A 26,814-nucleotide genomic window follows, 5' to 3' on the forward strand; every position below is an offset into this window, starting at 1 on the left:
TGTGATCGGTTTTCGGAGTCAATGGATGCGGTCCGTGCGAAACCACGCGGGCCCGGCCACGGCTGGTCGCCGTGGCCGGGCCCGGTTCGGGTGGCGTTCTGGGGAAGGAGGGGAAGCGGTGCAACCCAACTCGTCGGCCGGGTCCCGATGTCGGCAGCTCGTCCGCGGTCACGCCACCCGTCGCCGGCGGAGGAGCTCGACACCATCGCCTTCGAGGTCGTCGCAGTACGTCGAGCGCCCGGTCATCGCCATGACCAGGGCCAGGGTGTCACCGGAGACGAGCGGCCCGGAGCCGGCCCTGAAGGGGCCGTCGTCCGCGACGAGTCCCAGGCCGTCGATACGTCCCTTGGCGACGACCACGAGGTCCGAGCCCCGGTAGTACTCGGCCACCAGGGTGACCACGTCGATCGGGTAGTCCCGTTCGATGCCCAACGGACGCCGGATGTCCTCTCCGTGCACGATGGTCTCGCCGAGCATGGCCACGGGAGGGAGGGGAGGCTTGGTCGTACTCAGTGCCGTACGCCGGAATCTCTCCAGTGTCTCGGCCGGGGAGGAACCCAGCTGCTCCGCCAGCCGTATGGCCACCTGCTTGTCGAAGTCGAACCGGCACCGGACCACACCGGCCAGCCACCGCAGGGTGTTGAGACTCGCCCCCGCGGTGAGGTGCGCCAGCACCTCGCGCACCGTCAGTTCGGAGCACAGCGACGAGGTCGCCCACCGCTCGTCGGCCAGGTCCGCGAGATCAGCCGCCAGCGCCGTCCGCTCGGCGTGGATCAGGGGCCAGATGTCAGTACGCCGGTTGTGGTCTGCTGCCGTTCTCGGGTCGGTCATGCGGGAGCGTCTCCTGTCACAGTAGGCCTGCCCCGTAGCCGGAACGGGCGGTGCCGGCACGGGCGTTGAGGAGAGGACTCCCGTTCCGGAGCGAAGTCATCGCTCGCGAGGGAACTTCCGAACCGCGCGGTCCGGTCACCTTCGGCGGCTTCGGACCGACAGAGGGTACGACACCCTCCGTGGAAAGGACCGCGTGACCGTGAACCCCTCCGACTTCCTGGCCGCTCAGTTCGAGGAGCACCGTCCTCACCTCAAGGCGGTCGCGTACCGCATGCTCGGTTCGCCGGCCGAGGGGGACGACGCGACGCAGGAGACATGGTTGCGGCTGACCCGGTCCGAGGGACGCCAGGTCGACAATCTCGGCGGCTGGCTGACCACTGTGGTCGGCCGGGTCTGCCTGGACATGCTCCGTGCGCGCAAGCGCCGGGGAGAGCAGCCGCTGGAGGCGCGGCTGCCCGACCCGGTGGTCAGCCGTGAGGACGTGGCCGACCCCGAGCAGCAGGCGCTGATGGCCGACTCGGTCGGGCTGGCGCTGCTGGTGGTGCTGGAATCGCTCGGCCCGGCGGAACGGCTGGCGTTCGTCCTGCACGACCTGTTCGGGCTGCCGTTCGAGCATCTCGCGCCGATCGTCCAGATCGCGCCGATCGTCGACCGCACGCCCGCCACGGCGAAGAAACTCGCCGGCCGGGCGCCGTCGTGGCATTCGGCGATTCGATCACCGACGGGTTCGGGGCCACCGTCGACGGCGACGACCGTTGGCCCGACGTGCTCGCCGAACGGCTCCTGGCCGCAGGCCGGCCCCGTCCGGTGCTGAACGCCGGGATCGGCTCCAACAAGCTGCTCACCGACTCGGCCTGCGGCGGCGACGCGGGAGTCTCCCGATTCGCCCGCGACGTGCTCCGACAGCCCGGACCGGCACCGTGATCGTCCTGATCGGCATCAACGACATACAACTGCCCGACGACCGGATGTGCGGGGCGGACCGCGACGACCCGTCGGTGACGGCGGAACGGCTCATCGCCGGCCACCGGACACTGATCCGCGCCGCGCACGTCCGAGGGGTCGGAACAGTCGGGGCCACTCTGCTCCCCTGGAGCGGATCGGCGAACTGGACCGCGGAGGGCGAGGCGATCCGCGACGAGGTCAACGAGTGGATCCGGGCCGGCGGTGAGTACGACGCCGTGGCCGACTTCGACCGCGCGCTCGACCCCGAGGGCACCGGTCGGCTGCCGGACGGGCTGCACATGGGCGACCACCTGCACCCCAGCCCCGCCGGGTACCGGGCCATGGCCGACGCGATCGACCTCGACACCCTCTCGTGACCAGTGGGCCCCCTGAGCCGCGCACACCAACTCCTCGGCTCGCGGAGGTTCAGTCCTGCTTCGTCATCGTGTAGTCGGTGGTCGGCGGGTTCGCTTCCATGGCTTCCAGCCGCGACAGCGCGGCGGCCCTGCTCGTCCTCGTCGGACCGGGCCGCCGCCGCTTCAACCCGCCACCGAATCGGTCAGCACCACCCGCGTCCCACGCTCGGTGAACGCCGACACGTCGGCGTCCGTCGCCGAGGCGTCCGTGACCAGGGTCCAGCCGTGCGGCAGCGCGGCCCAGGCGTGGAACGGGGCGCGGCCCAGCTTGGCCGCATGGGCCAGGACGTAGACGCGGGTGGCCCGGCGGGCCATCAGTTCCTTCAGCCTGGTCTGCCGCAGATCCGCCTCGCAGATCCCGCCGTCCGCCGTCACGCCGTCCGCGGACAGGAAGACCCGGTCGAACGTCATCCGTTCCAGCGCCGCCTCCGTCAGCGGGCCGACGAAGGCCTGGCTGAGCGGGCGCAACGTCCCGCCGAGGCACTCCACATGCACGGACTCGACGTCCGCCAGCTCATGCAGCGCCGTCAGGCCCGTGGTGGCGACCGTGAGGTCGTTCGCCGTACGCAGCTCGTGTGCCAGTGCCCCGACCGTCGACCCGGCGTCCAGCAGCACGGTCTCGCCCGGCTGGACCTGGGCCGCCGCCCATCGGGCTATGGCACGCTTCTGCGCGTACGCCTCCGTCGTGCGCTGGCGCAGTGACGCCTCCGGGTGCGCGTTCAGCGCCATCGCCCCGCCGTAGGTGCGGGCGAGCCGGCCGTCGGCGGTGAGCCGGGCGAGGTCGCGGCGGATGGTGGAGGCGGTCACGCCGAAGTGCTGTGAGAGTTCTTCGACGCTGGCCAGGCCGGAGGTGGTGGCGAGTCGCAGGATCTCTTCGCGCCGGTCCTGGGAGGCGGTGGGCGGCATCAAGTGTCCTTAGCGGTACGTCGGTTCAGCGGGCGGTGGACATCTCGGCGGCCTGCCGCAGCGCCTCGATCATGCTACCGGCCTCCGCCTTCCCCGTACCGGCGATGTCGAAGGCCGTGCCGTGGTCGACGGAGGTGCGGATCACGGGGAGGCCCACGGTGAGGTTGACGCCCGCCTCGATGCCGAGCACCTTGACGGGGCCGTGTCCCTGGTCGTGGTACATCGCCACGATGAGGTCGTAGTCGCCGCGGGAGGCCAGGAAGAAGGCCGTGTCGGCGGGGAGGGGACCGCGGGCGTCGATGCCGTCGCGGCGCACCTTCTCCAGGGCGGGGATGATCTTCTCCTCCTCCTCGCCGTACCCGAACAGCCCGTTCTCGCCCGCGTGCGGGTTGATGCCGCAGACGCCGATGACGGGTTCGGCCAGTCCCGTGCGGACCAGTGCGTCGTGCCCGCGGCGCACGGTCCGCTCGACCAGGCCGGGCTCGATCCGGTTGACCGCGTCGATCAGGCCGATGTGGGTGGTGACGTGAATGACTTTCACCTTCTCGGTGGAGAGCATCATCGACACTTCCTCGACCCCGGTGAAGTGGGCGAGCAGTTCGGTGTGGCCGGGGAAGACGTGACCGGCGGCGTGCAGCGCCTCCTTGTTGAGGGGGGCGGTGCAGATGCCGTCGATCTCTCCCGCGAGAGCCAGTTCCGCGGCCAGCTTGACGTACTCGTAGGCGGCGTTGCCCGCCTCGGGGGACAGCTCGCCCCAGGGCAGGCCCGCGGGCAGCAGTCCGAGGTCGATGACGTTGATCAGGCCGGGCGCGAACTCGGCGGCGGCCGGCGTCGGTACGGTCACGATCTCGCAGTCGGTCCCGAGGATCCGGGCTGCCTCCCGCAGCCGCGCGGCGTCACCGATCACCACCGGCCGGCACCGGCCCAGCGTCACGGGGTCCAGTACGGCGGACACGATCACCTCGGGTCCGATACCGGCGCCGTCGCCCATGGTGAGACCGATCAGGGGGAGGGGCTGCTGCGCGTTCACTGGGTGACTCCTTGTTGAGAGGGAGGGGACGGCATGACGGATGAGGCCGGCGCCGGGGACGCGTGCGGTGACGGGGGTGCGGGCGGCGGCAGCAGGTGGGGGCGGAGCGCCGCCGCGATGCGGTGGAACGAGTCGGGACCGCCGAAGCTCCCGGGACGGGTGACGACCGACCGGCCGTCGGCGGTCCGGCAGTGCACGGCACCGGGGTGGATCTCACCGACGGGCCACAGCACGGTCACGCCCATGGAGTCGAGCACTCGGCGGGCCGTCTCGCCTCCGGTCAGGACGAGGTCCGGGCGGGTCGGCAGCGCCGCCACGGTGCGGGCCAGACCCGCCACGATCGAGCGTGCCGCACCGGACCGGACGCCGCCGGACCCGTCGACGGACACCACGGTGACCGTGCCGGCGTCGAGATCCGGCAGCGAGACGGGGTCCGGCCCCGCCAACTCCTCGGGTGCCAGCGCCACATGGCGGGCGCCGACCGCCACGAGTCGCGCGACCTGCGCCGCCACGCCGGGCTCCGCGCTCCCGGCGACGATGAGGAGGGGCCGCTCGTGGAGCGCGGCTTCCGGCAGTCCGGCGGCTGTCGGCGTGGCGGGCGTATGCGGTGCCGCGCCCGCCCGCGGCGCCGCGGGGGTCTCCGGTGCCGCGCCCGCCCGCGGCGCCGCGGGCGTTGCCCGTCGGCTGACCGTTTCCCGCCCCGTAGCCGTTTCCGGTGGCGCGGGCACCATCCTCCCGTCCCGTGTCGGCGGGCGTGAGCCGATGCGCCGGCCCAGCGCGTCCGCCAGACCGCCGCTGCCCAGGAGCCGGCACCCCGGCCCGAGCAGCACCGCCGCCGCGGCGATCACCGACAGGTCGGCGTCGGTCTCCGCGTCGCACACGGGATGCCGCCCACGCGCCGCCGCTGCCCGGAACCGTCCCGCGAGTGCGTGGGGCCCGAGGCGTACGGCCGCCACCGGCACACCCTCGGTCGGCAGCGGTGCCAGGGCCTCGGTGACGGAACGGGGAGCCGGGCGCTCCTCGACCCGCCAGGCCGCGCAGGAGTGCAGCGGCACCCCGTCGACGAGGACCACGCCGTCGCGCACCACGCGCCCCGCGGCGGGCAGAGCCGTCGCGATCACCAGGACCTCGGCCCCCTCGGCGAAGGCGGCGGCCTCCGCGCCCACCGATCCACGCAGCAGCGAGTCGCACTTCTTGAACCAGAGCGTACGACCGGGCGGCGAAACGCGGTTGGCTGCGCGAAACGCGCGGGAAGCCTCGCTGGAGTCTTCGCTGCGCGAGCCCGGAGGCAGCGCCGTACCGGGCACCGTGAGGTCGCCCACCCGGTCGCCGGTGGCACCTGCCGCCCCGGCCACGCGTGGCGTTCCGGCCACGCGTGGCGTTCCGGCCGCCATGCGCGTCCCGCGCAGTGCGCCGCGTACGGCGGCGGCCGCGGCGGCGTCGTCCAGATACCGGGAGTCGAGGTCCACCACCACCGACTCGCCCGCGGCGACCGATACCGCGAGGTCGGCGGGGTGCAGTGTCAGTCGTCCGGGCAGCCGCAACAGCGCGGCCACCTCCGCCGCCCCCGACAGATCATCGGCGAGCGCGACGACTGGGATGTCGTCCCGACGGCACACGCGAACCTCCTCCGCAGCCCGGCGCCGGTGCGCACGGGCGGTCGCGCGGCACCCGTGGCCTGGGCGTCCGCAGTGCTCCGATGATGGCACAGCTTGCGTGATTCGCGCGAGACTCTTGCGTAGAACACGCAGTCGTGCGAGCGTTCCTCCACCGCGACCAACGGCCGTCGCCCCGCACCGCCGCTTCTCGAAGGCGCCACGGCACGGCATCCGCCCCGGAAGGAACCGCTCGTGAGCACCGGCACCGGCACCAGCCCCGGCCCCAGCCCCGGCCTCGGCCCGCAGGGGACAGAGGGGATCGAGCTCCCCCAGGTCCCTGTCCCCCTCTCCCGCCTGGTGCTGGGCACCATGACCTTCGGCGACACCGTCGACCACGCGGGCGCCGCCGCCATGCTGGACACCGCGCTCGACGCGGGCCTCACCGGCGTGGACACCGCCAACGGCTACGCGGGGGGCGAGAGCGAGCGGATCCTCGCCGGACTGCTGCCCGGGCGCCGGGACCGGATCGTGCTGGCCACGAAGGCCGGCATCCCGCACCCCGACCAGGGTGAGCACGCCCCGCTCTCCCCGGCCGGCCTCCGCGACGCGCTCGAGGGCAGCCTCAAGAGGCTCGGCACCGACCACGTGGACCTCTTCTACCTGCACCAGCCGGACCGCCGTACACCGCTCGCCGAGACCCTCGCGACCGTGGCGGAGTTCGTCGCGGAGGGGAAGATCCGCGCACTCGGTGTGTCCAACCACGCCGCCTGGCAGGTCGCCGAGCTGTCCCGCACCGCCGACGAGGTCGGCGCTCCTCAGCCCGTCGTCGCCCAGCAGTTGCACAACCTCCTCGCCCGCCGGATCGAGGAGGAGTACGTCGAGTACGCGGCGGTGAGCGGTCTGCGCACCATGGTCTACAACCCCCTCGGCGGCGGCCTCCTCACCGGTCGGCACCACTTCGGTGCCGACCCCGCCACCGGCCGCTTCGGCGACTCGAAGCTCGCCGCGATGTACCGGCAGCGCTACTGGAACGAGGACCTCTTCGCCGCCGTCGGTGAACTCGCCGCGATCGCCGACGAGGCGGGCCTCCCCCTCACCGAGCTCGCCCTGCGCTGGCTGCTGGACCGCCCCTCCACCGACGCGCTGCTGCTCGGCGGCTCACGGCCGGAACACCTGCGGGCCAACATCGCCGCCGCGCAGGCGGGCCCGCTGCCCGCGGACGTGACCGCCGCCTGCGACGCCGTGGGCGCCGCGCTGCGCGGCCCGATGCCCGCCTACAACCGCTGACGTGCCCACAGCCGTTGGCGACGCCTACAGCGGTTGGCGACGCCTACAGCCGTTGACGCCGTCTACAGCCGTTGACGTGCCCAAAGTCGCTGACGACACCCACAACAGCCGACGCGCCCCCAGCCGCTGACCCACCGCCCCCAGCAGTCCGGAGACCCCTCATGACCACCGCCGCGCATTTCACCGCCGCACTGCGCGACCGTCAGCGCCTCATCGGCTACTGGTCGCTGCTCGACTCACCCGTCGCCGCCGAGCGCCTCGCCCGGCTCGGCTACGACTACCTGGCCTTCGACGCCCAGCACGGCCTCTTCGGCTACCAGGGCCTGCTGAACAACCTGATCGCCACCGACACCCGCGGCTCCACCGCCGTCGGCATGGTGCGCGTCGAGGCCAACGACCCGACCTGCATCGGCCGTGCGCTCGACGCGGGAGCCACCGCCGTCATCGTGCCGCTCGTCGACACGGCGAGGGACGCGGCCGACGCGGTCGCCGCGGTGCGGTACCCGCCGCACGGCCGCCGCTCCTACGGTCCCATGCGCGCCCAGTTGCGCATCGGCCCCGCTCCGGCCGACACCCACGAGCAGACCGCGGTCCTCGCCATGATCGAGACCGCGGACGGCCTCGCGAACGTCGAGGAGATCTGCGCCACCCCGGGCCTCGACGGCGTCTACGTCGGCCCGTCCGACCTGCGTCTGGCCATCGGCGGCAAGACCTCCACCGACCCGGACGTCGCCGAGGAGTTCGAGCAGGCCCTGACCCGGATCCGCAAGGCCGCCGAGGCCGCCGGCATCGCCGCGGGCATCCACAACGGCGACGGTGCGAGCGCCGCCCGCCGGCTCGCCGAGGGCTTCACCTTCGCCTCCGTCGCCGCAGACGTGGTCCACCTCCAGCAGGTCGCCGCCGCGCACCTCGACGCCGCGCGCGAGGAGGGCCGGAAATGAGTACGCCGGGCCGCACCACGCTCATCACCACCCCCACGTTCGCCCGGCACTCGCCGGACCCCTGGACCCTCCTCGCGGACGGCGGCGCGGGCCCGGTCCGCCCGTACGAGGACCGCGCCCTGCCGCACGACGAGCTGCTGCGGCGGATCGCCATCGCCGACGCGCTGGTCGCCGGCATGGACCCGGTCACCGCCGAGGTCATGGACGCGGCCCCGCGCCTGAAGGTCATCGCCAAGCACGGCGTCGGCACCGACACCATCGACCTGGCCGCCGCTCGCGACCGCGGCATCCCCGTCGTCTGCGCGCCCGGCTCGAACTCGCGGGCCGTCGCCGAGTTCACCTTCGGGCTCGTCCTCGACGCCACCCGCCGGATCAGCGCCTCCCACATCGCCGTCGTCGAGGGCGGCTGGCCCAAGCTGTTCGGCCCGGAGCTGCACGGCAGGACGATCGGGGTGGTCGGCTTCGGCCGGATCGGCCGGCTCGTCGCCGGCTACGCGAGCGCCTTCGGCATGCGGGTGCTCGCCCACGACCCGTACGTCGCCGACGACGCGGTGAGCGCGGCGGGCGCGGAACCCGTCACGCTCGACGCGCTCCTCGGCCACGCGGACGTCGTCACCCTGCACCTGCCGCCGGCCGGCGAGCCGCTGCTGGACGCCGCCCGGCTGGCCGCCATGAAGCCCGGCGCGGTCCTCGTCAACGCCGCCCGCGGCGGCCTGGTCGACGACGCCGCGCTGGCCGCCGCCCTGCACTCCGGTCACCTGGCCGCCGCCGCACTCGACGCCTTCGCCGTCGAGCCACTCCCGGACGACCACGCCCTGCGCGCGGCCCCCCGGCTGACCCTCACGTCCCACATGGCCGCCTGCACGCCGGAGGCCAACCGCGCGATGGGTGTGATGGTCGCCGAGGACATCCTCCGTGTCCTCGCCGGCGAGCCCCCGCGCCACGCGGCCGGCTGACCCCGGCCCCCGATCCAAGCCACCCCCCTCGGCCTCACCGCCCCACCAGCCCCTTCTGCCTTCCGCTCCGGCGACGACGCCGGATCCAGCAAAGGAACACCGCCATGTCGACCACCGCCACCGCCGCGAAGGCGGAGCACGCGCAGGCCGATCCGTACGCCCTGCGCCCCGAGGATGTCCGACCGGCACCCACGGTCTTCCGTGACCGGCTCCGTCATCTCGGTCCCGGCTTCGTACTGTCGGCCGCAGTCGTCGGCTCCGGAGAACTGATCACCACCACCGCCCTCGGCGCCGAAGCGGGCTTCGCACTGCTGTGGCTGGTGATCGTCTCGACCGCGGTCAAGGTCTGGGTCCAGATGGAACTGGCCCGCTGGACCATACTCAACGGGCGCACCGCGCTGGAGGGCTACAGCGAGGTCGGCCCGCGCATCGGCCGGCTGAGCTGGATCAACTGGCTGTGGATCGGCATGGACTTCGCCAAGATGTTCCAGCGCGGAGGCATCATCGGCGGTACGGCGGCGGCGTGCTCGGTGCTGTGGCCGATAGTCGGCGAGTCCCTCAGCTGGGGCTCCCTGGCCCTGTGGGCCGTGGTCGTCACCATCGCCGCCATCCTGCTGCTGCAGTCCGGCAAGTACAGCCTCGTGGAACGCGCCTGTCTGGTCTCCGTCGTCGTCTTCACCCTCGTCACGGTCAGCCTCGCGGTCGGTCTGCCCGGCACCGAGTTCGGCTACGGCACCGACGACCTGGGCAGCGGCTTCGGCTTCGAGATCCCGGCCGGTACCGTCGGCATCGCCCTCGCGGTCTTCGGCATCACCGGTGTCGGCGCCGACGAGATGACGACGTACACCTACTGGTGCCTGGAGAAGGGCTACGCCCGCTGGACCGGTCCCGACGACGGCAGCGAGGAGCGGGCCCGCCGTGCCGAGGGCTGGATCAAGGTGATGCGCCTGGACGCGCTGGCCGGCCTGGCCGTCTGCGTGCTGTGCACCCTGTCCTTCTACGTCATCGGCGCGTCCGTGCTGCACCCGCAGGCCCTCGTGCCCGAGGGCAACGAGATGATCACGACCCTCTCGCGGATCTACACCGACACCATGGGCCCCTGGGCGGAGTACCTGTTCCTCTTCGGCGCCCTCGCCGTCCTCTTCTCCACCCTCATCGGCTCCACGGCCTCCGTGCCCCGGCTGTGGACCAACACGCTCGGCCTGCTCGGCGTCATCGACTGGAGCGACGTCCGCTCCCGCACCCGCACCATCCGCATCCTCACCTGGTGCCTGCCCCTGCTGTGGACGGTCTTCTTCCTGTGGGTGCAGTCGCCCGTGCTGATGGTGCAGATCGGCGGCATCGGCGGCGGGATCTTCCTGCTCGCCGTGGTCGTCGCCGTCTGGCGGCTGCGCTACACCGGAGTACCGCCCCGCTTCCGCAACAACCCCTGGCTGACCGCGGCCCTGCTCGTCAGCAGTGTCGCCATCCTGTGCGTCGGCGTCTACGGCGTCCTCGAAACGCTGGGCGCGGTCCCGGAGTAACCGCGAAGCGCGTCACGGCCGCTCGCTCGGCCTTCCGCTGCGCGTCCGGCGCGTCCCCGCGTCCTGTGACGTAGGCCACCCGTGTGAATTCCAGGGTCGGGTGTTTGCCGTCGCGCAGGTGGGAAAGGCGCTCCGTGATCTCCGGGGCCACAATCCGGTGGATAGTACGTGAAAGCACAGGAAGAGGAGGGTTCGATGTCCTCGAAGCGACGTCGTAAGAAGAAGGCTCGCCGCAAGAACGGCGCGAACCACGGCAGCCGTCCGCAGAGCTAGGGGACGCGTCGACGCATCGGGTGGGTGGCACGCACGTGCCGCCCACCCGAGCGCTTTCCCGGCGCGGCGAGTACGAAGATCGCGGTGTGCTGCTCGTCCGGCGGGAAACCTGAGGCGCCATGGCGAGACTCGGAAAACGGCCACCGGCCGACACGCTGGGCGGCCCGGCGCTCAAGCGGGCGCTGACCACCCCGCTGCTGTACTTCTTCATCCTGGGTGACGTGCTCGGCGCCGGCGTGTACGTCCTGGTGGGGCAGGTGGCCGCCGACGCCGGGGGCGCGGTGTGGGTGCCGTTGGCCGTCGCCCTGCTGCTGGCGATGCTCACCGCCGCCTCCTACGCCGAGCTGGCCACGAAGTACCCGCGGGCGGGCGGCGCCTCCCACTACGCCACCCGCGCCTTCGGGCCGTTCGTCGGCTTCGTCGCGGGCTTCTGCATGCTCGCCGCGGGCATCGTCTCCGTGGCGGCACTGGCCCGGGGCTTCGGGGGCGACTACCTGTCGGCCTTCGTGACGCTGCCGGTCGGGCTCGTCGCCGTGCTGTTCCTCGCCCTGCTCGCACTGGTCAACGCGCGGGGCATCAAGGAGTCGACCCGCGCCAACGTCGTCGCCACCGTCGTCGAGGTCGGCGGCCTCCTCGTCATCGTCGTCCTCGGCGCGTGGCTGCTGCTGCGCGGGGACGGTGACGTGGCGCGGCTGGGGCAGCTCGGTACGCCGGAGAAGGGAGCCGCGGCGGCCGTACTGAGCGGGTCCGTGCTGGCGTACTACTCGTTCGTCGGGTTCGAGACGTCGGTGAACGTCGCCGAGGAGACCCGCGACCCCCGGCGTTCCTACCCGCGCGCACTGTTCGGTGCCCTTGCCACGGCGGGCGCCGTGTACGTGCTGGTGGGCGTCGCCGCGTCCGTGGCGGTACCGACGGACCGGCTGGCCGGGTCGAGCGGGCCGCTGTTGGAGGTCGTCGAGGAGGCCGGCGGCGTGCCGACCCGGCTGTTCAGTGCCATCGCGCTGGTCGCCGTGGCGAACGGCGCGCTGCTCACCGGCATCATGTCCTCCCGCCTGGCCTACGGCATGGCCCGGGACGGGCTGCTGCCTGCCGCGCTGACCAGGGTGCTGCCCGGCCGCCGTACGCCGTGGGCCGCGATCGCGGTCACTACCGTGCTGTCGATGCTCCTCGCGCTCACCGGCAGTGTCGCCACCCTGGCGTCCACCCTGGTCCTGCTGCTGCTCGTGGTCTTCCTCATCGTCAACACGGCGGTGCTCGTGCTACGTCGTGACCCGGGCGAGGCTGACAAGGAAGCCGGCCATTTCAGGGCCCCGACCGTGCTTCCCGTGCTGGGTGCCGCGTCCTGCGTCGTGCTCGCCACGCAGATCGAGGCCGAGGTGTGGCTGCGCGGGCTGCTGGTCGTGGCCGTGGGGACGGTGCTCGCCGCGCTCGCCGCCGTGCGGCGGGCGGGCGGGGGCGCGGACCGGGCCGGACGCGGGTGAGCGCGCGCGGCCTGCCTCCCAGAACGGAGGCTCGGGAGGCGGAGTACAGCGGCTCGGCTCGGTGAGTGCGGGCGACCCGCCAGGCACCCCGGCGCCCTGGCACCCCTGAGCCCCGTCTGCCGGCCGGTGCGGCCGGTGTGCCGGCTCCTCCGCCGTACGCGGACCCGTGGCCGATTCCGTCGGCAGCCTCTGCGCGCGCAGCAGCCGGGCCGCCGCCAGTCAGTCGCGCCGGCCCCGCTCGGTCCTTCGGACCACCATGTCGCGCGCCCGTGTGGTCAGCGCCGTCGCGGCGGCGGTGAGGAACACGAAGCTGTAGGCGATCTGCAGGACGGTCACCACCCGCGAGGCCTGCCCCAGCGGGGTGATGTCCCCGTACCCGACGGTGGCGAGCGTGACCACGGTGAAGTACAGCGCGTCGACGCGGGTGCGCAGGCCGGAGAACTCGCCCGGCTGTTTGGCGAGGGCGTAGTAGGTGGCCGAGAAGACGTGCACGGACAGGATGATCAGCAGCGGGATGACCACACCGGGCCGGGTGTCCGGACGGTCGGTGAGCACATGACGGATCTGCCGGAGCAGCAGCGTGGCCACGACGGCCAGCACCACGGTGAACAGCAGCCAGCTCAGCGCGGGCCGCCGCGGGCCCAGGTAGTCGAGGGGGAGGAGGAAGTAGGCGACGACCGTGCCCGCCGCGAAACCGATCCGCACGAGCCACGGCCGGGCCGCGCGCCAAGCGGCGGGCGGTGGCCCGACTCGGCGTTCCGTCACTGTGTCGTCCCCGTCGTCCCCGTCGTCGGGTCCTTGCCCGTCTCCGTCTCCGGCCGCCGTACGAGCTGGGTGACGACGAAGGAGACCACCGACGCGGTGACGATCAGCGGCGTCTGGTCGTACGCGTCTTCGCCCACCAGCAGCACCGCCAGCACCGCGCTGGCCAGCGGCAGCCCGGTCACCGCGGCCGACGCGGCACTGATGCCGAGGGCGAGGGCGGGGGTCGCGCCGAAGCCCGGGAGGCCGGAGCAGGCCATGGACGTCGCCGTGCCGAGCAGTACGGCCGGGAAGATCGGGCCACCGCGCAGACTGCCCAGCGCGATGCCCCAGGCCACTCCCTTGCAGGCGACGAGTGCCACCAGCGCGCCCACGGACCAGGCGTGCGGGTGCGCGGCGAGCAGCGCGAGGGTGGCCTGACCGGACAGGGCCGCCTCCGCCGGGGAGCGGCCGGTGATCACGGCGTACGCGGTGAGGCAGGCGCCGACCGCGGTGGCGCAGGCGACGGTCCGCAGCGCCGTGCGGTGCCGCGTCCAGGAAACGGTGCGGTGGCCCAGCCCGCGGGCGAGCGTGATCAACACCGCGACCAGCGCCGCCGTCGGGATGCCCCACAGGAAGTCGCCCACGTCCGGGTTGGCGCCCGGCGGTACGTCGGGCAGGGCGAGGGCGCCGATCTTCAGGCCGGTCCACTCCCCGAACCCGGTGAAGACCAGGGCGCCCGTCGCGCCGGCCAGCAGACAGGGCAGCAGCAGCACGACCAACTGCGCCCCGCCGAGCCCCGCCCCCTCGATGAGGAGCACCGCCGCCGCCACGGGCCCACCGAGGATGGTGGAGATCGCGGCGGTCGAGCCGGCCGTGGCCAGGATCGCGCTCGCCCTCGGGTCCCCGGCCGCGCCCGCCCGCCGCACCGCCAGCAGGGCGAGCCCGCTGCCGACGGCCATCAGGGGAGCCTCCGGTCCCAGCACCACGCCGAGCGGCAGCGTGGCGAGTGCCGCCAGGACGGTGCCGGGCAGAGCGCGGGGGCCGACGGGCGCGCCGCCCAGCCCGTTCACCGGCAGGTGACCACCGCCGCCCGGCATCCGGGTGACGATCGGCGCCAGGAGCAGCCCGGCCAGGAGCAACGCGGGCAGCGGCCACCACCAGGGCGGGGCGTCGTAACCGGCCGCCTCGGGCAGCGACGTCCACACCCAGTGCTGGAACTCGTGCTGGAGGCCGACGAAGAAGAAGCAGGCCAGCGCGATGGGAACGCCCAGCAGCACGCACAGCGGCAACAGCCGCAGATAGCCGGGACTGAGCAGGGCGTCCCGCAGGGACTGCTCGGCCCGGGCCGGTTCCGCGTTCGCCGGGGCGGCCTGAGCGGTCACCGGCCCTCCTCCGTCCGCCTGCGCAACGCGCGTTCCACGTAACGCGCGTTCGCATGTGCGCTCCAGTAAACGTGAGGCGGGGGCGGGTCGCACGCGCACGGTTCCGTTCCGGAGAGCCGGGCGGTGCGGCGCGGTCGAGCCAAATTCGACTGTTCGGCGGACCCGAATGGCCGCACGCGGCGACCGGCCCCAGGCTCGGAGTGACCTGTCGGTGCCTCGAGGCGCCCGGTGGGCCGAGGCCCGTACGGGGACACGAAGAAAGGACTCCGCTCATGAGCCAGCACGCCGCACCTTCTCCCGGCAGGCCGTCCCAGGGTGCCGAGGGCCCGTGGCCCCCGCGATCCACCGACCGCTCCAGCGGCTGGGTGACCGGCGGTATCGTCTTCGCGGGCGTACTGATGCTGCTGAACGGCGCCCTCGCCGTCCTCCAGGGCATCGCGGCCATCGCCGAGGACGACGTGTACGCCCGCGTCGGCAGCTACGTCTACGAACTCAGTCTCACCGGCTGGGGCGTCATCCACGTCATCCTGGGCGTCCTGGTCCTCGTCACCGGCTACGGCCTGCTCAAGGACATGGCCTGGGCGCGCTTCGCGGGCATCTTCCTGGCCTCGCTGAGCCTCGTCTCCCAGTTCCTGTTCCTGCCGTACGCGCCCGTCTGGGCGGTGATCATGATGGCGATCGACGTGTTCGTGATCTGGGCGCTGGCCAGCCGCCAGGACCAGGTGGGGCAGTCGGACCAGCGGGTCTGAGCACCGCCCGCCGGTCAGCCGCCCTTCGCCCTCCGCCAGCCGCCAGCCCCCCTCCGCCAGCCGTCCTCCGCCAGCCCCCCTTCGCCAGCTGGCCTCCGCCAGCCGCCCTTCGCCCTCCGCGAGCCGCCAGCCGCCCTTCGTCCTCCGCCAGCCGTCCTCCGCCCGGCTGCCGTCGGAGGGCGGCTGACGACTCAGCGGCTCTGCGGCTCTGCGGCTCTGCGGCTCAGCGGCGGCGCGACCCGCGCCCCCGCCTCCACGCCGACGCCGCCGCGGCGCCGACCGCAGCTCCGACCGCGGCGGCGCCCGTGCCCGCGAGGGCCAGGGCCCTCGCCCGCCGCCCCGGAGGCGAAGGCCGGGCACCCGGCGCCGTCCCGTACGCGCTGCCCGGCACGTCCGCGTCGGCCGCGTAGGCCGCGGCGCCGGGGAGCGCCGAGGCCAGCAGCTCCGCCAGGTGCACGCCCTCGTGGCCGCCGCTGTCGAACTCGTGGATCTGCGTCCGGCAGCTGAAGCCGTCGGCGAGTACGACGGTCGCCTCGTCCTCCTCCCGCAGCCGCGGCAGCAGCACCCGCTCCGCGCAGGCCTCGCTGACGTCGAGATGGCCGCGCTCGAAACCGAAGTTGCCGGCCAGCCCGCAGCAGCCGGAGTCCAGTCGCTCGGCATCCACCCCGGCCCGGCGCAGCAGTTCCCGGTCGGCCTCCCAGCCGAGCACCGCGTGCTGGTGGCAGTGCACCTGGGCCACCGCCCGCGCGGACCGCTCGGGCACCCGCGGCGGTTCGTAACCGGGGGAGTGCTCGGTCAGCAGCTCCGACAGCGTCACCGTCCGGTCGCGCAGCCGGCGCACGTCGTGGTCGCCGGGGAACATCTCCGCCGCGTCCGCCCGGAACACCGCCGTGCAGCTCGGCTCCAGCGCCACCACCAGACCGCCCGCCCGCACATGCTCGGCCAGGCCGCGCACGGTCCGGGTCAGGACCTTCCGCGCCGTCCCGAGCTGTCCGGTGGAAATCCAGGTCAGCCCGCAGCACAGCGGCTCGGCCGGCAGCTCCACCCGCCAGCCGGCATGCTCCAGCACCCGTACCGCGGCCCGTCCGATGTGCGGGTGGAAATGGTTGGTGAAGGTGTCCGGCCACAGCAGCACGCTCCCGCGCTCCCCGTCGCCGTACGGCTCGTGGCGTGCGAACCACTGCTCGAAGGTCTCCTCCGCGAACAGCGGCACCTCCCGGTCCGCCACCCCCGCGACGGCCACCGCGGCCTTCGAGAGCAGCGGGGCGTGGGTGAGCGCGTTGACGACCGGCGCGAGGCGAGTCCGGCCCACGACCCGCGTGAGCGCGGGCAGCCAGCCCATCGACCAGTCGGAGCGCGGCCTGCGCCACGGCCGTCCCGCGTAGTGGTGGGACAGGAACTCGGCCTTGTAGGTGGCCATGTCCACGTCCGCCGGACAGTCCTTCTTGCACCCCTTGCAGGCCAGGCACAGATCAAGGGCGTCCTTGACCGCCTCCGACCGCCAGCCGTCCTGGATCGCGCCGTCCCCGTGCCCGTCGAGCATCTCGAACAGCAGCCGGGCCCGGCCCCGGGTGGAGTGCTCCTCCTCCCGCGTCACCTGGTACGACGGACACATCACCGTGCCGTCGCTGGTGTGCTGTCGGCACTTGCCGACACCGACGCAGCGGTTGGCCGCCTGGGAGAACGACCCGCCGTCGTGCGGAAAGCGGAAGTGCAGGTCGTGGGGCTCGTGCGGGGCCCAGTCCCCGCCCAGGCGCAGGTTCTCGTCCAGGCCGTACGGCGCGACGACCTTCCCCGGGTTCATCCGGTCCAGCGGGTCGAAGACGGCCTTCAGCCGCCCGAACGCCCTCACCAGCTCCTGGCCGAACATGCGTGGCAGCAGCTCGCCCCGGCTCTGTCCGTCACCGTGCTCGCCGGACAGCGACCCGCCGAACTCGACGACGAGATCGGCGGCCCGTTCCATGAACCTCCGGTACGTGGCGACACCTTCCGCGGTGTAGAGGTCGAAGGGGATCCGGGTGTGCACGCAACCCTGTCCGAAGTGGCCGTACAGGCTGGGCCCGGTGTCGCTCTGGTAGCCGAACTCCTCGAACAGCGCGCGAAGCCGCCGCAGGTAGTCGCCCAGTTTCCCCGGGGCGACCGCCGAGTCCTCCCAGCCCTCGAAGGTGTCGGGCTTGCCCGGGATGTGCGCGGTGGCGCCGAGGCCGGCCTCGCGCACCTGCCACAGTTGCCGCTCGTTCGCCGGGTCGTCCATGAAGGCGCAGTCGGCGTCGTGCTCGGAGCGGTGCACCGCGCGGAGCATCCGGTGGGCCCGCGCGCCGGCCTCCTCGACGGTGTCCCCGCCGAACTGCACCAGCAGGTAGGCGTTCCCGTCGGGCAGCTCCGCGAGGGCCTTCTCGTTGAGGCGCTTGATCCGCTCGTCGCGGATCAGCCGGGCGTCGACGCCCTCCAGCGCGATCGGCTCGTACGGCAGGACGTCGGGCACCGCGTCGGCGGCCTTGTCGATGGTGTCGAAACCCAGCACCACCAGGGTCCGTTCCCTCACCACCGGCACCAGTTCCAGCTCTGCCCGCAGGACGGTGACCAGCGTCGACTCGCTGCCCACCAGCAGCCCGGCGACGTCGAAGCCGTACTCCGGGAGCAGCGAGTCCAGGTTGTAGCCGGAGACCCGGCGCGGGACGTCCGGGAACCTGCGGCGGATCTCGTCCGCGTAGGTGTCGCGCAGGGCGCGCAGCCGCCGGTAGACGGTCGCCCGCAGGTCACCCTGCCGCTCGATCTCGGCGTACTCCTCGTCGCCGGTCTTCCCGCACCAGAAACGGGTGCCGTCGTAGAGCAGCACCTCCAGGCGGGCGATGTTGTCGACGACCTTGCCGTGCGCCTGTGCGGTGGCGCCGCAGGAGTTGTTGCCGATCATGCCGCCGATGGTGCAGTTGGCGTGGGTGGCCGGCTCGGGCCCGTAGCGCAGGCCGTGCGGCGCGAGCTGCCGGTTGAGGTCGTCCAGCACGATCCCGGGCTGCACGACGCAGGTGCGGGCGTCGGCGTCCACGGACTCCACCCGCGTGCAGTACTTCGACCAGTCGAGGACCACCCCGGTGTTGGTGCACTGCCCGGCCAGACTGGTCCCGCCGCCCCGGGACAGTACCGGCGCGCCGAACTCCCGCGCCACGGCCACCGCCTCGGCACCGGCCTCGGGGGTGCGCGGGACGACCACACCGATGGGTGTCTGCCGGAAGTTCGAGGCGTCCGTGGAGTACGCGGCCCGGCTGCCTGCGTCGAAGCGGACCTCGCCGTCGACCCGTTCGCGCAGGGCGGCTCGGAGTGAGGCGGTGTCGACCGGCGGGGGTGCCCCTTCACGAGTGACGGGTTCGGGCAGGTCCAGCGCACCCATGGGGTCTCCTTCGGGTGTCGGCGCGTACGACGGCGCCCGCACGTGCGGAACAATTGCGGGACAATGGCGCCCGTGCGTGCGGACGGCGGCGCCCGTGCGTGTGAGCGACGGCGCCCGCGCGAGCGGAGCGGCCGTCGCTGAGTACCCCGGCCGCCGCGGGGCAACCAACGGACACGGAGCGTGGCGAACCGTGTCGGTGTTGGGCCGAACGGGTGACTTGGCGTAAGAATTGGCTGGTGCAGGCAATGAAGGCGAGTGAAATCGGGGGAGCCGGTGAACAGCCACGACGTCACCGATGAACAGTGGGAAGGGCTCGCCCAGGTCGTTCCGTTGCGCGGGCGCGACGCATGGCCGTCCGCGGTCGGCCACCGGGCGATGCCGGAGGCGGAGACGGAGACGCGTCGGCGATTCGTCGTCCTGCGGGTCAACGTGTTCGCGGACGCCCGGGAGGTCGCGGAGATACTGATGGCGGGCATTCCGGTCCTCCTGGACCTGACCAGTGCCGAGACCGATGTCGCCAAGCGGGTCCTGGACTTCAGCACGGGCGTCGTCTTCGGCCTGGCCAGCGGCATGCACCGCGTCGACCGCAACGTCTTCCTGCTGACACCGGCCGGGACCGAGGTGAACGGGCTGATGGAGAGCGCGGCGGAGGTTCCCGGGGTGTGACCGGGCGACGGGATCGCCCCCAGGTGTGACGGCCCTCCCGGTCCTGACGGTCCCGTCCCCCGTTCGTGGGAACGTCGTCCGGGCGGAACGGTTCGCCACGGTTCGCCACGAGGCGGACTCCCTACGGTCCGCTTATGGCCGTGTCAACTGCGTCAACGGAGTCCGCAACCCCCGCCGCGCTCCACCCGGCCCGGCCCCACGTCACGGAGCTGCGGCTGTCCGCCTTCGCCGGGCACCGGCGCGCCGTGCTGCGGTTCGGGCCGCTCACCGTACTCGCCGGGCCCAGCGGCTGCGGCAAGACCAGCGCACTCAGGGCGTACGACGCCCTGGCGCGGCTCGGGGGCGGTGCCGAACTCGGCGCGGTCTTCCCCGACCCGGTCGCCTGCGTGCCCGAGCGGGCCCGGCCCGACGCGCAGCACCGCCGCGGCTTCCGCATCGGCTGCACGGCCGACGGGCCGGCCGGCCCGGTCCGCCTCGATGTCGCCGTGCAGGCCGAGCCCGAGCTGCGCATCGTGGGGGAGCGGTTGACCGCGGACGGCGTCGTACTGCTGGAGACCGCCCTGCGCGATCCCGGCCGCCGCGCCGTGCAGGCGGCCTGGCACACGGCCGGGTCGGCGCCCGTGACCCGCGCCCCGCTGCCGGACGACCGGCTCGGCACCCCACTGCTGCCGCTGCGGGTGGCGGGCAAGACGGACGGGCAGCGCAGGGTGCTGGCCGCGGCCGAGCAGATGGTGGTGGCCCTGCGCTCCGTCTTCAACTGCGATCCACGGCCCGGCCGGATGCGGGAGCCCGTGCCCACCGGCTTCGGCCGTCTGCTCGGCGGCTGCGACAACCTCGCCGACGTGCTGTGGCGCACCCGCGCCGAGTGCGGGAGGCGGCACGCGCAGTTCGTCGCGGCGGTACGCGGCGGTTGCGCCGGCCCCGTCGCGGACGTCCTGGCCGAGCCGGGCGTCGACGGCGTGGTCCGCGCGCTGCTGGATCGGGGCGACGGCACCCGTACCGCCCTCGCGCGACTCGGCTACGGCGAGCTGCGCTACCTCGCCCTCGCGCTGGTGCTGTTCACCGGCCCCGGTGTGCTGGAGGTCGACCCGGCCGGCGAGGTGCCCGCCGCGTTGCAGACGCTCACCGTCCTCGCCGACGGCTTCGACCGCGGCCTGGACGCGCGGCAGCGCGCGGAACTCCTCGGGCTGGCGGCCCGGATGTGCGACCGCGGGCACATCCGCCTCGTCGCGGCGGTCGCAGACGCCTCCTGGACGGCCGGGGCGGGAGGCGTCACGGTGGTACACCTGATCCCGTGACCGATCACCCCGACCTCGAGGCGTTGCAGCGCAGGCTGGCCGAGTTCGCCGCCGCGCGGAACTGGCAGCCGTACCACACCCCCAAGAACCTCGTCGCCGCGCTCAGCGTGGAGACCTCCGAACTCGTCGAGATCTTCCAGTGGCTGACGCCCGAGCAGTCGGCCCGCGTCATGACCGACCCGGACTCCGCGCACCGGGTCCGGGACGAGGTCGCCGACGTACTGGCGTATCTGCTCCAGTTCTGCGAGGTGCTCGGTGTCGATCCGCTGGCCGCGCTGGAGGCGAAGATCGAGCGGAACGAGTCGCGGTTCCCCGTGCGAGGAGGGCGTGCGGGGCAGGAGGAGGGCATGCGGGGCAGGTAGAACAGGGGAGTCAGGTGGAGCGGGAAGACCGCGACCGCCGAGCGCGGAGGCTGAGCCCTCGGCGCTGAACGGTCAGGAGCGGCGAACTCCGCTATCACGCTCCGCAGTCGGTAACCGGCCGGAAAGCGATGTAGTGTCCGAAGATTTCCACCTTCCTCTGGCTTTTCGTCCCACATGCCTTCACTCTGGGTAGTGGACAATGGAGTTCGGGCGGACGCGTCAATGGCGCGTCGGAGACAGACGGGGGCAGCGCATGGACGCTGTGCGGCTCATCGTGACGAGTGGGCGTGCCCTGGCGGCCGGCGGCGAGGTGCCGGACATCCTGACGGAGGTGTGGCAGGTGCAGGCACTGGCGCAGGCGATCGGCAGCCGACTGGCGGTCTCCGGGCCACCGGAACTGCGCGGCGAGGCACTGGGACTGGCCGAGCTCGCGGGCCGCGGCTGCGGGGTGCTGCACACCCCGGCGCCGGCCCCGGGTGAGCCGCGCGCCGCCCAGCTCACCGAGCTGGGTGACACCCGGCAGGCCCTGATGCGCCTCGGCTCCCTGCTCGGCGAGACCGGCATCGCCCTCATCGGTATCGCCTGCGCCGCGGACGACGAGGCGACGTACTGGCAGTGCATGGAGGCGATCGACGCGGCGGACGAGTCGCGGGACCGCGTCCTGGAAATGCTCCGGAGACTGGCGGACCGGGACGCGGAGTTACCGGAGCGGGAGGCGAGCTGATCCGAACGACACCCCCTGGCCGGCCGGGACCCCGCGAGCCGCCGACCGCATCCCCGCCCCGCCCGCCGCAGCGTCCGGGAACGCGCCGGGTCACCAGGCCCCTGTGCGGCGCAGCCGCACGGAGCGGGCAGGATGGAGGCATGGATCTCCGTATCTTCACCGAGCCCCAGCAGGGGGCCACCTACGACACCTTGCTCACTGTGGCCAAGGCCACCGAGGACCTCGGCTTCGACGCCTTCTTTCGCAGCGACCACTACCTCCGCATGGGCTCTGTGGACGGCCTCCCCGGCCCCACCGACGCCTGGATCACCCTGGCCGGACTCGCCCGCGAGACCAAGCGCATCCGGCTCGGCACGCTCATGACCGCCGGCACCTTCCGGCTGCCCGGCGTCCTCGCCATCCAGGTCGCACAGGTCGACCAGATGTCGGGCGGCCGGGTCGAGCTGGGCCTGGGTGCCGGCTGGTTCGAGGAGGAGCACAAGGCCTACGGCATCCCCTTCCCCAAGGAGAAGTTCGCCCGCCTGGAAGAGCAGCTGGCGATCGTCACCGGTCTGTGGGCCACGGAGACGGGCAAGACCTTCGACTTCCACGGAAAGTTCTACGACCTCGCCGAGTCGCCCGCGCTGCCCAAGCCCGCGCAGGCGAAGGTCCCCGTGCTCATCGGCGGCCACGGTGCCACCCGCACTCCCCGCCTGGCCGCCCAGTACGCCGACGAGTTCAACATCCCGTTCGCCTCGATCGAGGACACCGAGCGCCAGTTCGGCCGGGTGCGGGCCGCCGCCGAGGAGGCCGGGCGCGGGGCCGACGCGCTCACCTACTCCAACGCGCTCGTCGTCTGCGTCGGCAAGGACGACGCCGAGGTCGCCCGCCGGGCCGCCGTGATCGGCCGCGAGGTGGAGGAGCTGAAGGCCAACGGCCTGGCTGGTTCCCCGGCCGAGGTCGTCGAGAAGATCGGCCGCTACGCCGAGGTCGGCGCGCAGCGGGTCTACCTCCAGATCCTCGACCTCGACGACCTGGACCACCTGGAACTGATCTCCTCGCAGGTGCAGTCCCAGCTGTCGTGATGCCGTGACACCGGCCCTCTAATAACAGAAGGCGCCGGTCACCCGCCCCGTGCGATGGTATGACCGTCGTCACGCCGGAGCCCCCGGGTTCAACCACCCCGGGGGCTCCCGCGCGTACGGCGCCTCGTAACCATCCGCCGGCCGGAGAGGCCCTCCGCATGTTCCTGACCATCACCACCACCGGTACCCCCGAGCACCCCGCGACCGACCTCGGCTTTCTGCTGCACAAGCATCCGGACAAGGCGCAGGCGTTCTCCACCTCCTTCGGCACGGCCCACGTGCTCTACCCGGAGGCGGAGGAACAGCGCTGCACGGCGGCGCTGCTGCTGGAGGTCGACGCGGTGGCGCTGGTGAGGCGCGGCAGGGGCAAGGGCCGGGGCGGCGCGCCCGACGCGGCGCTCGCGCAGTACGTCAACGACCGCCCCTACGCGGCCTCCTCGCTCCTCGCCGTCGCGTTGAGCAACGTCTTCTCCAGTGCCATGCGCGGCGTGTGCAAGACCCGCCCCGAGCGCGCGAACACCCCGCTGCCGCTGCGTGTCGAGGTTCCGGCGCTGCCCGCCCGCGGCGGCCCCGACCTCGTACGACGCCTCTTCGAGCCGCTCGGCTGGGCGGTCACCGCCGAGTCCGTCCCGCTGGACACCGAGTTCCCCGAATGGGGTGACTCGCGCTACGTCCGCCTCGTCCTCGAATCAGCGACCCTGACCCTCGCCGAGGCCCTGCGCCACCTCTACGTCCTCCTCCCGGTGCTCGACGACGCCAAGCACTACTGGGTGTCCCCGGACGAGGTCGACAAGCTGCTGCGGGCCGGCGAGGGCTGGCTGCCCGGCCACCCGGAGCAGAAGCTGATCACCAGCCGCTATCTGTCCCGCCGCTGGTCCCTGACCCGCGAGGCGATGGACCGGCTGGAGCTGATCCGGCTGGCCGAGACCGACGACAGCGACGTCGCCGAGATAGACAACGCGGTCGAGGCCGAGGCCGAGCAGGAGGAGAAGCCCACGCCGCTGGCCGTGCACCGCCGCGAGGCGATCCTCACCGCGCTCCGCGACAACGCCGCCGCCCGCGTCCTCGACCTCGGCTGCGGCGAGGGGCACCTGCTGCGGCAGCTGCTCAAAGAGCCGCGGTTCACCGAGATCGTCGGCGTGGACGTGTCCGTGCGCGCCCTCACCATCGCCTCCCGGCGCCTCAAGCTGGACCGCATGGGCGAGCGGCAGGCCGCGCGGGTGAACCTTTTCCAGGGCTCCCTCGCCTACACGGACAAGCGCCTGAAGGGCTACGACGCAGCCGTGCTCAGCGAGGTGATCGAGCACCTCGACCTGCCGAAGCTGCCTGCCCTGGAGTACGCCGTTTTCGGCTCGGCGCGCCCCCGCACCGTCGTCGTCACCACCCCCAACGTCGAGTACAACGTGCGCTGGGAGACCCTCCCGGCCGGCCACGTCCGCCACCGCGACCACCGCTTCGAGTGGACCCGCGAGGAGTTCCGCACCTGGGCGGGGGCGGTCGCCGAACGGCACGGCTACGACGTCGGGTTCCGCCCCGTCGGCCCCGACGACCCCGAGGTGGGCCCGCCCACCCAGATGGCCGTGTTCACCCTGACCACGCCCACGACCACCAGCACGCCCACGCCCACGACCACGACCGAGAAGGAGGCGAAGGCCGCATGACCACCACCGGCACCACCGGCACCACCGACCGCACCGGACGGGCCCGCGCCCTGCCCGTCACCGACCTCTCCCTCGTCGTGCTGATCGGCGCCTCCGGCTCCGGCAAGTCCACCTTCGCCCGGCGCCACTTCAAGCCGACCGAGGTCATCTCCTCCGACTTCTGTCGGGGCCTGGTCGCCGACGACGAGAACGACCAGAGCGCGAGCCGGGACGCCTTCGACGTCCTGCACTACATCGCGGGCAAGCGGCTCGCCGCCGGCCGCCGCACCGTCGTCGACGCGACCAACGTGCAGCAGGACGCCCGGCGCCAGCTCATCGAACTGGCCAGGAAGCACGACGTCCTGCCGATCGCCATCGTCCTCGATGTCCCCGAGGAGGTGTGCGCCGAGCGGAACTCGACCCGCACCGACCGGGCCGACATGCCCCGCCGGGTCATCCAGCGCCACACCCGCGAACTCCGCCGCTCCCTGCGCCACCTGGAGCGCGAGGGCTTCCGCAAGGTGCACGTCCTGCGCGGCGTGGCGGAGACCGAGCAGGCCACCGTCGTCACCGAGAAGCGGTTCAACGACCTCACCCACCTCACCGGCCCCTTCGACATCATCGGCGACATCCACGGCTGCGCCGCCGAACTGGAGACCCTGCTCGGCAGGCTCGGCTACACCGACGGCGTCCACCCCGAGGGCCGCACCGCCGTCCTCGTCGGCGACCTGGTCGACCGGGGCCCGGACAGCCCCGGCGTACTGCGCCGCGTGATGTCGATGGTCAAGTCGGGCAACGCCCTGTGCGTCCCCGGCAACCACGAGAACAAGTACGGCCGCTTCCTGAAGGGCCGAAAGGTCCAGCACACCCACGGACTCGCCGAGACGATCGAGCAAATGGACGGCGAGAGCGACGAGTTCCGCGCCGAGGTACGGGAGTTCATCGACGGCCTGGTCAGCCACTACGTCCTCGACGGCGGCCGGCTCGTGGTCTGCCACGCGGGTCTGCCCGAGAAGTACCACGGCCGCACCTCCGGCCGGGTCCGCTCGCACGCCCTGTACGGCGACACCACCGGCGAGACCGACGAGTTCGGGCTGCCCGTGCGCTACCCGTGGGCCGAGGACTACCGGGGTCGCGCGGCCGTCGTCTACGGCCACACCCCGGTACCCGAGGCCACCTGGCTCAACAACACCATCTGCCTGGACACCGGCGCCGTCTTCGGCGGCAAGCTCACCGCGCTGCGCTGGCCGGAGCGCGAACTGGTCGACGTACCGGCCGAGCGGGTCTGGTACGAGCCGGCCAGGCCGCTGCGCACCGGGGCACCCGGCGGACACGACGGCCGCCCGCTGGACCTGGCCGACGTGCGGGGCCGCCGGGTGGTGGAGACCCGGCACGCCGGGCGGATCACCGTACGCGAGGAGAACGGGGCGGCGGCCCTGGAGGTCATGAGCCGCTTCGCCACCGACCCGCGCCTGCTGCCGTACCTCCCGCCCACCATGGCACCGACCGCCACTTCGGGGGTGGACGGCTACCTGGAGCACCCGAAGGAGGCCTTCGCCCAGTACGCGGCCGACGGCGTCGCGCGGGTCGTGTGCGAGGAGAAGCACATGGGATCACGGGCGGTGGCCCTGGTCTGCCGCGACGCCGAGGCGGCCCGCACCCGCTTCGGAGTGGACGGCGGACCCACCGGCTCTCTCTACACCCGCACCGGCCGCCCCTTCCTCGACGACGCGGCCGTCACCGGGGCGATCCTCGGCCGGCTGCGCACCGCGATCGGCGAGGCCGGCCTGTGGGACGAACTGTCCACCGACTGGCTGCTGCTGGACACCGAGCTGATGCCGTGGTCGCTGAAGGCCGCCGGGCTGCTGCGCTCCCAGTACGCGGCCGTGGGCGCCGCCTCCGGCGCGGTGTTCCCGGGCGCGCTCGCCGCGCTCGAGGGCGCCGCCGCGCGCGGCGTCGAGGTCGAGGACCTCCTCGACCGCCAGCGCGCCCGGTCCGCCGACGCCGCCGCCTTCACGGACGCCTACCGCCGCTACTGCTGGACCACCGACGGCCTGGACGGCGTCCGCCTGGCCCCGTTCCAGATCCTGGCCGCCCAGGGCCGCAGCCTGGCCGCACTGCCGCACGACGAGCAGCTCGGCCTCATCGACCGGCTCGTCGAGCACGACGGCAGCGGCCTGCTCCGGACCACCCGACGCCTGTACGTCGACACCGGCGACCCCGAGTCGGTCTCGGCGGGCACCGACTGGTGGCTGGAGATGACCGGCCGCGGCAGCGAGGGCATGGTGGTCAAGCCGATCGGCGCCCTCGTGCGGGACGACAAGGGCCGCCTGGTGCAGCCGGGCATCAAGTGCCGCGGCCGCGAGTACCTGCGGATCATCTACGGCCCCGAGTACACGCGCCCGGACAACCTCGCCCGGCTGCGGCAGCGGTTCCTGAACCACAAGCGGTCCCTGGCGATCCGCGAGTACGCCCTGGGCCTGGAGGCCCTGGACCGCCTCGCGGACGGCGAGCCGCTGTGGCGGGTGCACGAGGCGGTGTTCGGAGTCCTGGCGCTGGAGTCGGAGCCGGTGGACCCGCGGCTGTGAACCTCGGCCACTGCGGCGCTCT

General features: G+C 73.1%; 23 protein-coding genes and 1 pseudogene. 17 read left to right on the forward strand and 7 right to left on the reverse strand.

Features of this window, described 5'->3' with window-relative positions; all coding sequences use genetic code 11:
* Window positions 1-168: 168 nt before the first annotated feature.
* The gene (locus ABEA26_RS14905; RefSeq protein WP_345592665.1) at window positions 169-831 is read right to left on the reverse strand and encodes a maleylpyruvate isomerase family mycothiol-dependent enzyme; all 663 of its coding nucleotides are present in this window, start codon (window positions 829-831) and stop codon (window positions 169-171) included.
* A gap of 193 nt (window positions 832-1,024) precedes the next feature.
* Between ABEA26_RS14905 and ABEA26_RS14910 the strand changes: the two are divergent.
* From ABEA26_RS14910 to ABEA26_RS14915, 3 genes and pseudogenes are all read left to right on the forward strand, one after another.
* Window positions 1,025-1,522, forward strand: a pseudogene (locus ABEA26_RS14910) (sigma-70 family RNA polymerase sigma factor); the annotation flags it as partial.
* A gap of 5 nt (window positions 1,523-1,527) precedes the next feature.
* Window positions 1,528-1,755 (forward strand): GDSL-type esterase/lipase family protein, encoded by a 228-nt coding sequence (locus ABEA26_RS36340; RefSeq protein ID WP_425587841.1) that lies wholly within the window; start codon window positions 1,528-1,530, stop codon window positions 1,753-1,755.
* On the forward strand, window positions 1,686-2,153 hold the full coding sequence (locus tag ABEA26_RS14915) for a GDSL-type esterase/lipase family protein (RefSeq protein WP_425587843.1): 468 nt from the start codon (window positions 1,686-1,688) through the stop codon (window positions 2,151-2,153). Before ABEA26_RS36340 ends, ABEA26_RS14915 begins: the two co-directional genes overlap by 70 nt.
* A gap of 162 nt (window positions 2,154-2,315) precedes the next feature.
* Here ABEA26_RS14915 and ABEA26_RS14920 read toward each other — a convergent pair whose 3' ends face one another.
* The 3 genes from ABEA26_RS14920 to ABEA26_RS14930 are packed head-to-tail and all read right to left on the reverse strand — an operon-like array spanning window position 2,316 to window position 5,747.
* A complete protein-coding gene (locus ABEA26_RS14920; RefSeq protein ID WP_345592667.1) occupies window positions 2,316-3,098 on the reverse strand; it encodes a DeoR/GlpR family DNA-binding transcription regulator in 783 nt (260 codons plus the stop codon).
* A gap of 25 nt (window positions 3,099-3,123) precedes the next feature.
* Window positions 3,124-4,128 (reverse strand): 4-hydroxythreonine-4-phosphate dehydrogenase PdxA, encoded by a 1,005-nt coding sequence (gene pdxA / locus ABEA26_RS14925; RefSeq protein WP_345592668.1) that lies wholly within the window; start codon window positions 4,126-4,128, stop codon window positions 3,124-3,126.
* Window positions 4,125-5,747 carry a four-carbon acid sugar kinase family protein gene (locus ABEA26_RS14930; RefSeq protein ID WP_345592670.1) on the reverse strand — a complete coding sequence of 541 codons (1,623 nt, stop codon included), beginning with the start codon at window positions 5,745-5,747 and terminating at the stop codon, window positions 4,125-4,127. Before ABEA26_RS14930 ends, pdxA begins: the two co-directional genes overlap by 4 nt.
* A 231-nt stretch (window positions 5,748-5,978) precedes the next feature.
* On the opposite strand from ABEA26_RS14930, the gene ABEA26_RS14935 reads away from it, so the two are divergent.
* The 6 genes from ABEA26_RS14935 (at window position 5,979) to ABEA26_RS14955 (ending at window position 12,187) form a co-directional block, all read left to right on the forward strand.
* Window positions 5,979-7,013: an aldo/keto reductase gene (locus tag ABEA26_RS14935; protein WP_345592671.1), complete on the forward strand. Its 1,035-nt coding sequence runs from the start codon at window positions 5,979-5,981 to the stop codon at window positions 7,011-7,013.
* Window positions 7,014-7,174: 161 nt separating this feature from the next.
* Window positions 7,175-7,954 (forward strand): HpcH/HpaI aldolase family protein, encoded by a 780-nt coding sequence (locus ABEA26_RS14940; protein WP_345592672.1) that lies wholly within the window; start codon window positions 7,175-7,177, stop codon window positions 7,952-7,954.
* On the forward strand, window positions 7,951-8,910 hold the full coding sequence (locus tag ABEA26_RS14945; protein ID WP_345592673.1) for a phosphoglycerate dehydrogenase: 960 nt from the start codon (window positions 7,951-7,953) through the stop codon (window positions 8,908-8,910). Before ABEA26_RS14940 ends, ABEA26_RS14945 begins: the two co-directional genes overlap by 4 nt.
* A 104-nt stretch (window positions 8,911-9,014) precedes the next feature.
* Complete coding sequence (locus ABEA26_RS14950) at window positions 9,015-10,433, forward strand: Nramp family divalent metal transporter (protein ID WP_345592674.1); 1,419 nt, start codon at window positions 9,015-9,017, stop codon at window positions 10,431-10,433.
* 195 nt (window positions 10,434-10,628) lie between these two features.
* A complete protein-coding gene (locus ABEA26_RS36345) occupies window positions 10,629-10,706 on the forward strand; it encodes a 50S ribosomal protein bL37 (protein WP_370443954.1) in 78 nt (25 codons plus the stop codon).
* A 119-nt stretch (window positions 10,707-10,825) separates the two neighbouring features.
* Window positions 10,826-12,187: an APC family permease gene (locus ABEA26_RS14955; protein WP_345592675.1), complete on the forward strand. Its 1,362-nt coding sequence runs from the start codon at window positions 10,826-10,828 to the stop codon at window positions 12,185-12,187.
* Between the two features lie 219 nt (window positions 12,188-12,406).
* On the opposite strand, the gene ABEA26_RS14960 is transcribed toward ABEA26_RS14955, so the two are convergent.
* Together ABEA26_RS14960 and ABEA26_RS14965 are read right to left on the reverse strand one after the other, a co-directional pair.
* Window positions 12,407-12,892 (reverse strand): potassium channel family protein, encoded by a 486-nt coding sequence (locus tag ABEA26_RS14960; protein WP_345592706.1) that lies wholly within the window; start codon window positions 12,890-12,892, stop codon window positions 12,407-12,409.
* Window positions 12,893-12,948: 56 nt separating this feature from the next.
* Window positions 12,949-14,313, reverse strand: a complete 1,365-nt coding sequence (locus ABEA26_RS14965) for a chloride channel protein (protein WP_345592676.1) — start codon at window positions 14,311-14,313, stop codon at window positions 12,949-12,951.
* 272 nt (window positions 14,314-14,585) lie between these two features.
* Between ABEA26_RS14965 and ABEA26_RS14970 the strand changes: the two genes are divergently transcribed.
* A complete protein-coding gene (locus ABEA26_RS14970; protein WP_345592677.1) occupies window positions 14,586-15,062 on the forward strand; it encodes a DUF7144 family membrane protein in 477 nt (158 codons plus the stop codon).
* Between the two features lie 223 nt (window positions 15,063-15,285).
* Here the strand turns inward: ABEA26_RS14970 and ABEA26_RS14975 are convergent, their stop codons facing one another.
* Window positions 15,286-18,450 carry an FAD-binding and (Fe-S)-binding domain-containing protein gene (locus ABEA26_RS14975; RefSeq protein ID WP_345592678.1) on the reverse strand — a complete coding sequence of 1,055 codons (3,165 nt, stop codon included), beginning with the start codon at window positions 18,448-18,450 and terminating at the stop codon, window positions 15,286-15,288.
* Window positions 18,451-18,723: 273 nt separating this feature from the next.
* On the opposite strand from ABEA26_RS14975, the gene ABEA26_RS14980 reads away from it, so the two are divergent.
* The 7 genes from ABEA26_RS14980 (at window position 18,724) to ABEA26_RS15010 (ending at window position 26,792) form a co-directional block, all read left to right on the forward strand.
* The gene (locus ABEA26_RS14980) at window positions 18,724-19,116 is read left to right on the forward strand and encodes a cell division protein SepF (RefSeq protein WP_345592679.1); all 393 of its coding nucleotides are present in this window, start codon (window positions 18,724-18,726) and stop codon (window positions 19,114-19,116) included.
* Window positions 19,117-19,250: 134 nt separating this feature from the next.
* On the forward strand, window positions 19,251-20,414 hold the full coding sequence (locus tag ABEA26_RS14985; RefSeq protein WP_345592680.1) for an AAA family ATPase: 1,164 nt from the start codon (window positions 19,251-19,253) through the stop codon (window positions 20,412-20,414).
* Window positions 20,411-20,776 carry a nucleotide pyrophosphohydrolase gene (locus ABEA26_RS14990; protein WP_345592681.1) on the forward strand — a complete coding sequence of 122 codons (366 nt, stop codon included), beginning with the start codon at window positions 20,411-20,413 and terminating at the stop codon, window positions 20,774-20,776. The genes ABEA26_RS14985 and ABEA26_RS14990 overlap by 4 nt, the downstream gene beginning before the upstream one ends.
* A gap of 253 nt (window positions 20,777-21,029) precedes the next feature.
* Window positions 21,030-21,500 (forward strand): DUF6099 family protein, encoded by a 471-nt coding sequence (locus ABEA26_RS14995; RefSeq protein ID WP_345592682.1) that lies wholly within the window; start codon window positions 21,030-21,032, stop codon window positions 21,498-21,500.
* Window positions 21,501-21,640: 140 nt separating this feature from the next.
* Window positions 21,641-22,564 (forward strand): LLM class F420-dependent oxidoreductase, encoded by a 924-nt coding sequence (locus ABEA26_RS15000; RefSeq protein ID WP_345592683.1) that lies wholly within the window; start codon window positions 21,641-21,643, stop codon window positions 22,562-22,564.
* 158 nt (window positions 22,565-22,722) lie between these two features.
* Complete coding sequence (locus ABEA26_RS15005; RefSeq protein WP_345592684.1) at window positions 22,723-24,225, forward strand: 3' terminal RNA ribose 2'-O-methyltransferase Hen1; 1,503 nt, start codon at window positions 22,723-22,725, stop codon at window positions 24,223-24,225.
* Window positions 24,222-26,792, forward strand: a complete 2,571-nt coding sequence (locus ABEA26_RS15010; protein WP_345592685.1) for a polynucleotide kinase-phosphatase — start codon at window positions 24,222-24,224, stop codon at window positions 26,790-26,792. The genes ABEA26_RS15005 and ABEA26_RS15010 overlap by 4 nt, the downstream gene beginning before the upstream one ends.
* Window positions 26,793-26,814 lie beyond the last annotated feature (22 nt).

This window comes from Streptomyces marokkonensis (assembly GCF_039539045.1).
Taxonomy (GTDB): Bacteria; Actinomycetota; Actinomycetes; order Streptomycetales; family Streptomycetaceae; genus Streptomyces; species Streptomyces marokkonensis.

Bases quoted from the DNA above. Each gene is read 5' to 3' on its own strand.
- ABEA26_RS14905 (WP_345592665.1), bottom strand. From the start codon at position 831: ATGACCGACCCGAGAACGGCAGCAGACCACAACCGGCGTACTGACATC.
- ABEA26_RS14920 (WP_345592667.1), bottom strand. From the start codon at position 3,098: ATGCCGCCCACCGCCTCCCAGGACCGGCGCGAAGAGATCCTGCGACTC.
- ABEA26_RS14940 (WP_345592672.1), top strand. From the start codon at position 7,175: ATGACCACCGCCGCGCATTTCACCGCCGCACTGCGCGACCGTCAGCGC.
- ABEA26_RS14945 (WP_345592673.1), top strand. From the start codon at position 7,951: ATGAGTACGCCGGGCCGCACCACGCTCATCACCACCCCCACGTTCGCC.
- ABEA26_RS14950 (WP_345592674.1), top strand. From the start codon at position 9,015: ATGTCGACCACCGCCACCGCCGCGAAGGCGGAGCACGCGCAGGCCGAT.
- ABEA26_RS36345 (WP_370443954.1), top strand. From the start codon at position 10,629: ATGTCCTCGAAGCGACGTCGTAAGAAGAAGGCTCGCCGCAAGAACGGC.
- ABEA26_RS14955 (WP_345592675.1), top strand. From the start codon at position 10,826: ATGGCGAGACTCGGAAAACGGCCACCGGCCGACACGCTGGGCGGCCCG.
- ABEA26_RS14970 (WP_345592677.1), top strand. From the start codon at position 14,586: ATGAGCCAGCACGCCGCACCTTCTCCCGGCAGGCCGTCCCAGGGTGCC.
- ABEA26_RS14975 (WP_345592678.1), bottom strand. From the start codon at position 18,450: ATGGGTGCGCTGGACCTGCCCGAACCCGTCACTCGTGAAGGGGCACCC.
- ABEA26_RS14985 (WP_345592680.1), top strand. From the start codon at position 19,251: ATGGCCGTGTCAACTGCGTCAACGGAGTCCGCAACCCCCGCCGCGCTC.
- ABEA26_RS14995 (WP_345592682.1), top strand. From the start codon at position 21,030: ATGGACGCTGTGCGGCTCATCGTGACGAGTGGGCGTGCCCTGGCGGCC.
- ABEA26_RS15000 (WP_345592683.1), top strand. From the start codon at position 21,641: ATGGATCTCCGTATCTTCACCGAGCCCCAGCAGGGGGCCACCTACGAC.
- ABEA26_RS15005 (WP_345592684.1), top strand. From the start codon at position 22,723: ATGTTCCTGACCATCACCACCACCGGTACCCCCGAGCACCCCGCGACC.
- ABEA26_RS15010 (WP_345592685.1), top strand. From the start codon at position 24,222: ATGACCACCACCGGCACCACCGGCACCACCGACCGCACCGGACGGGCC.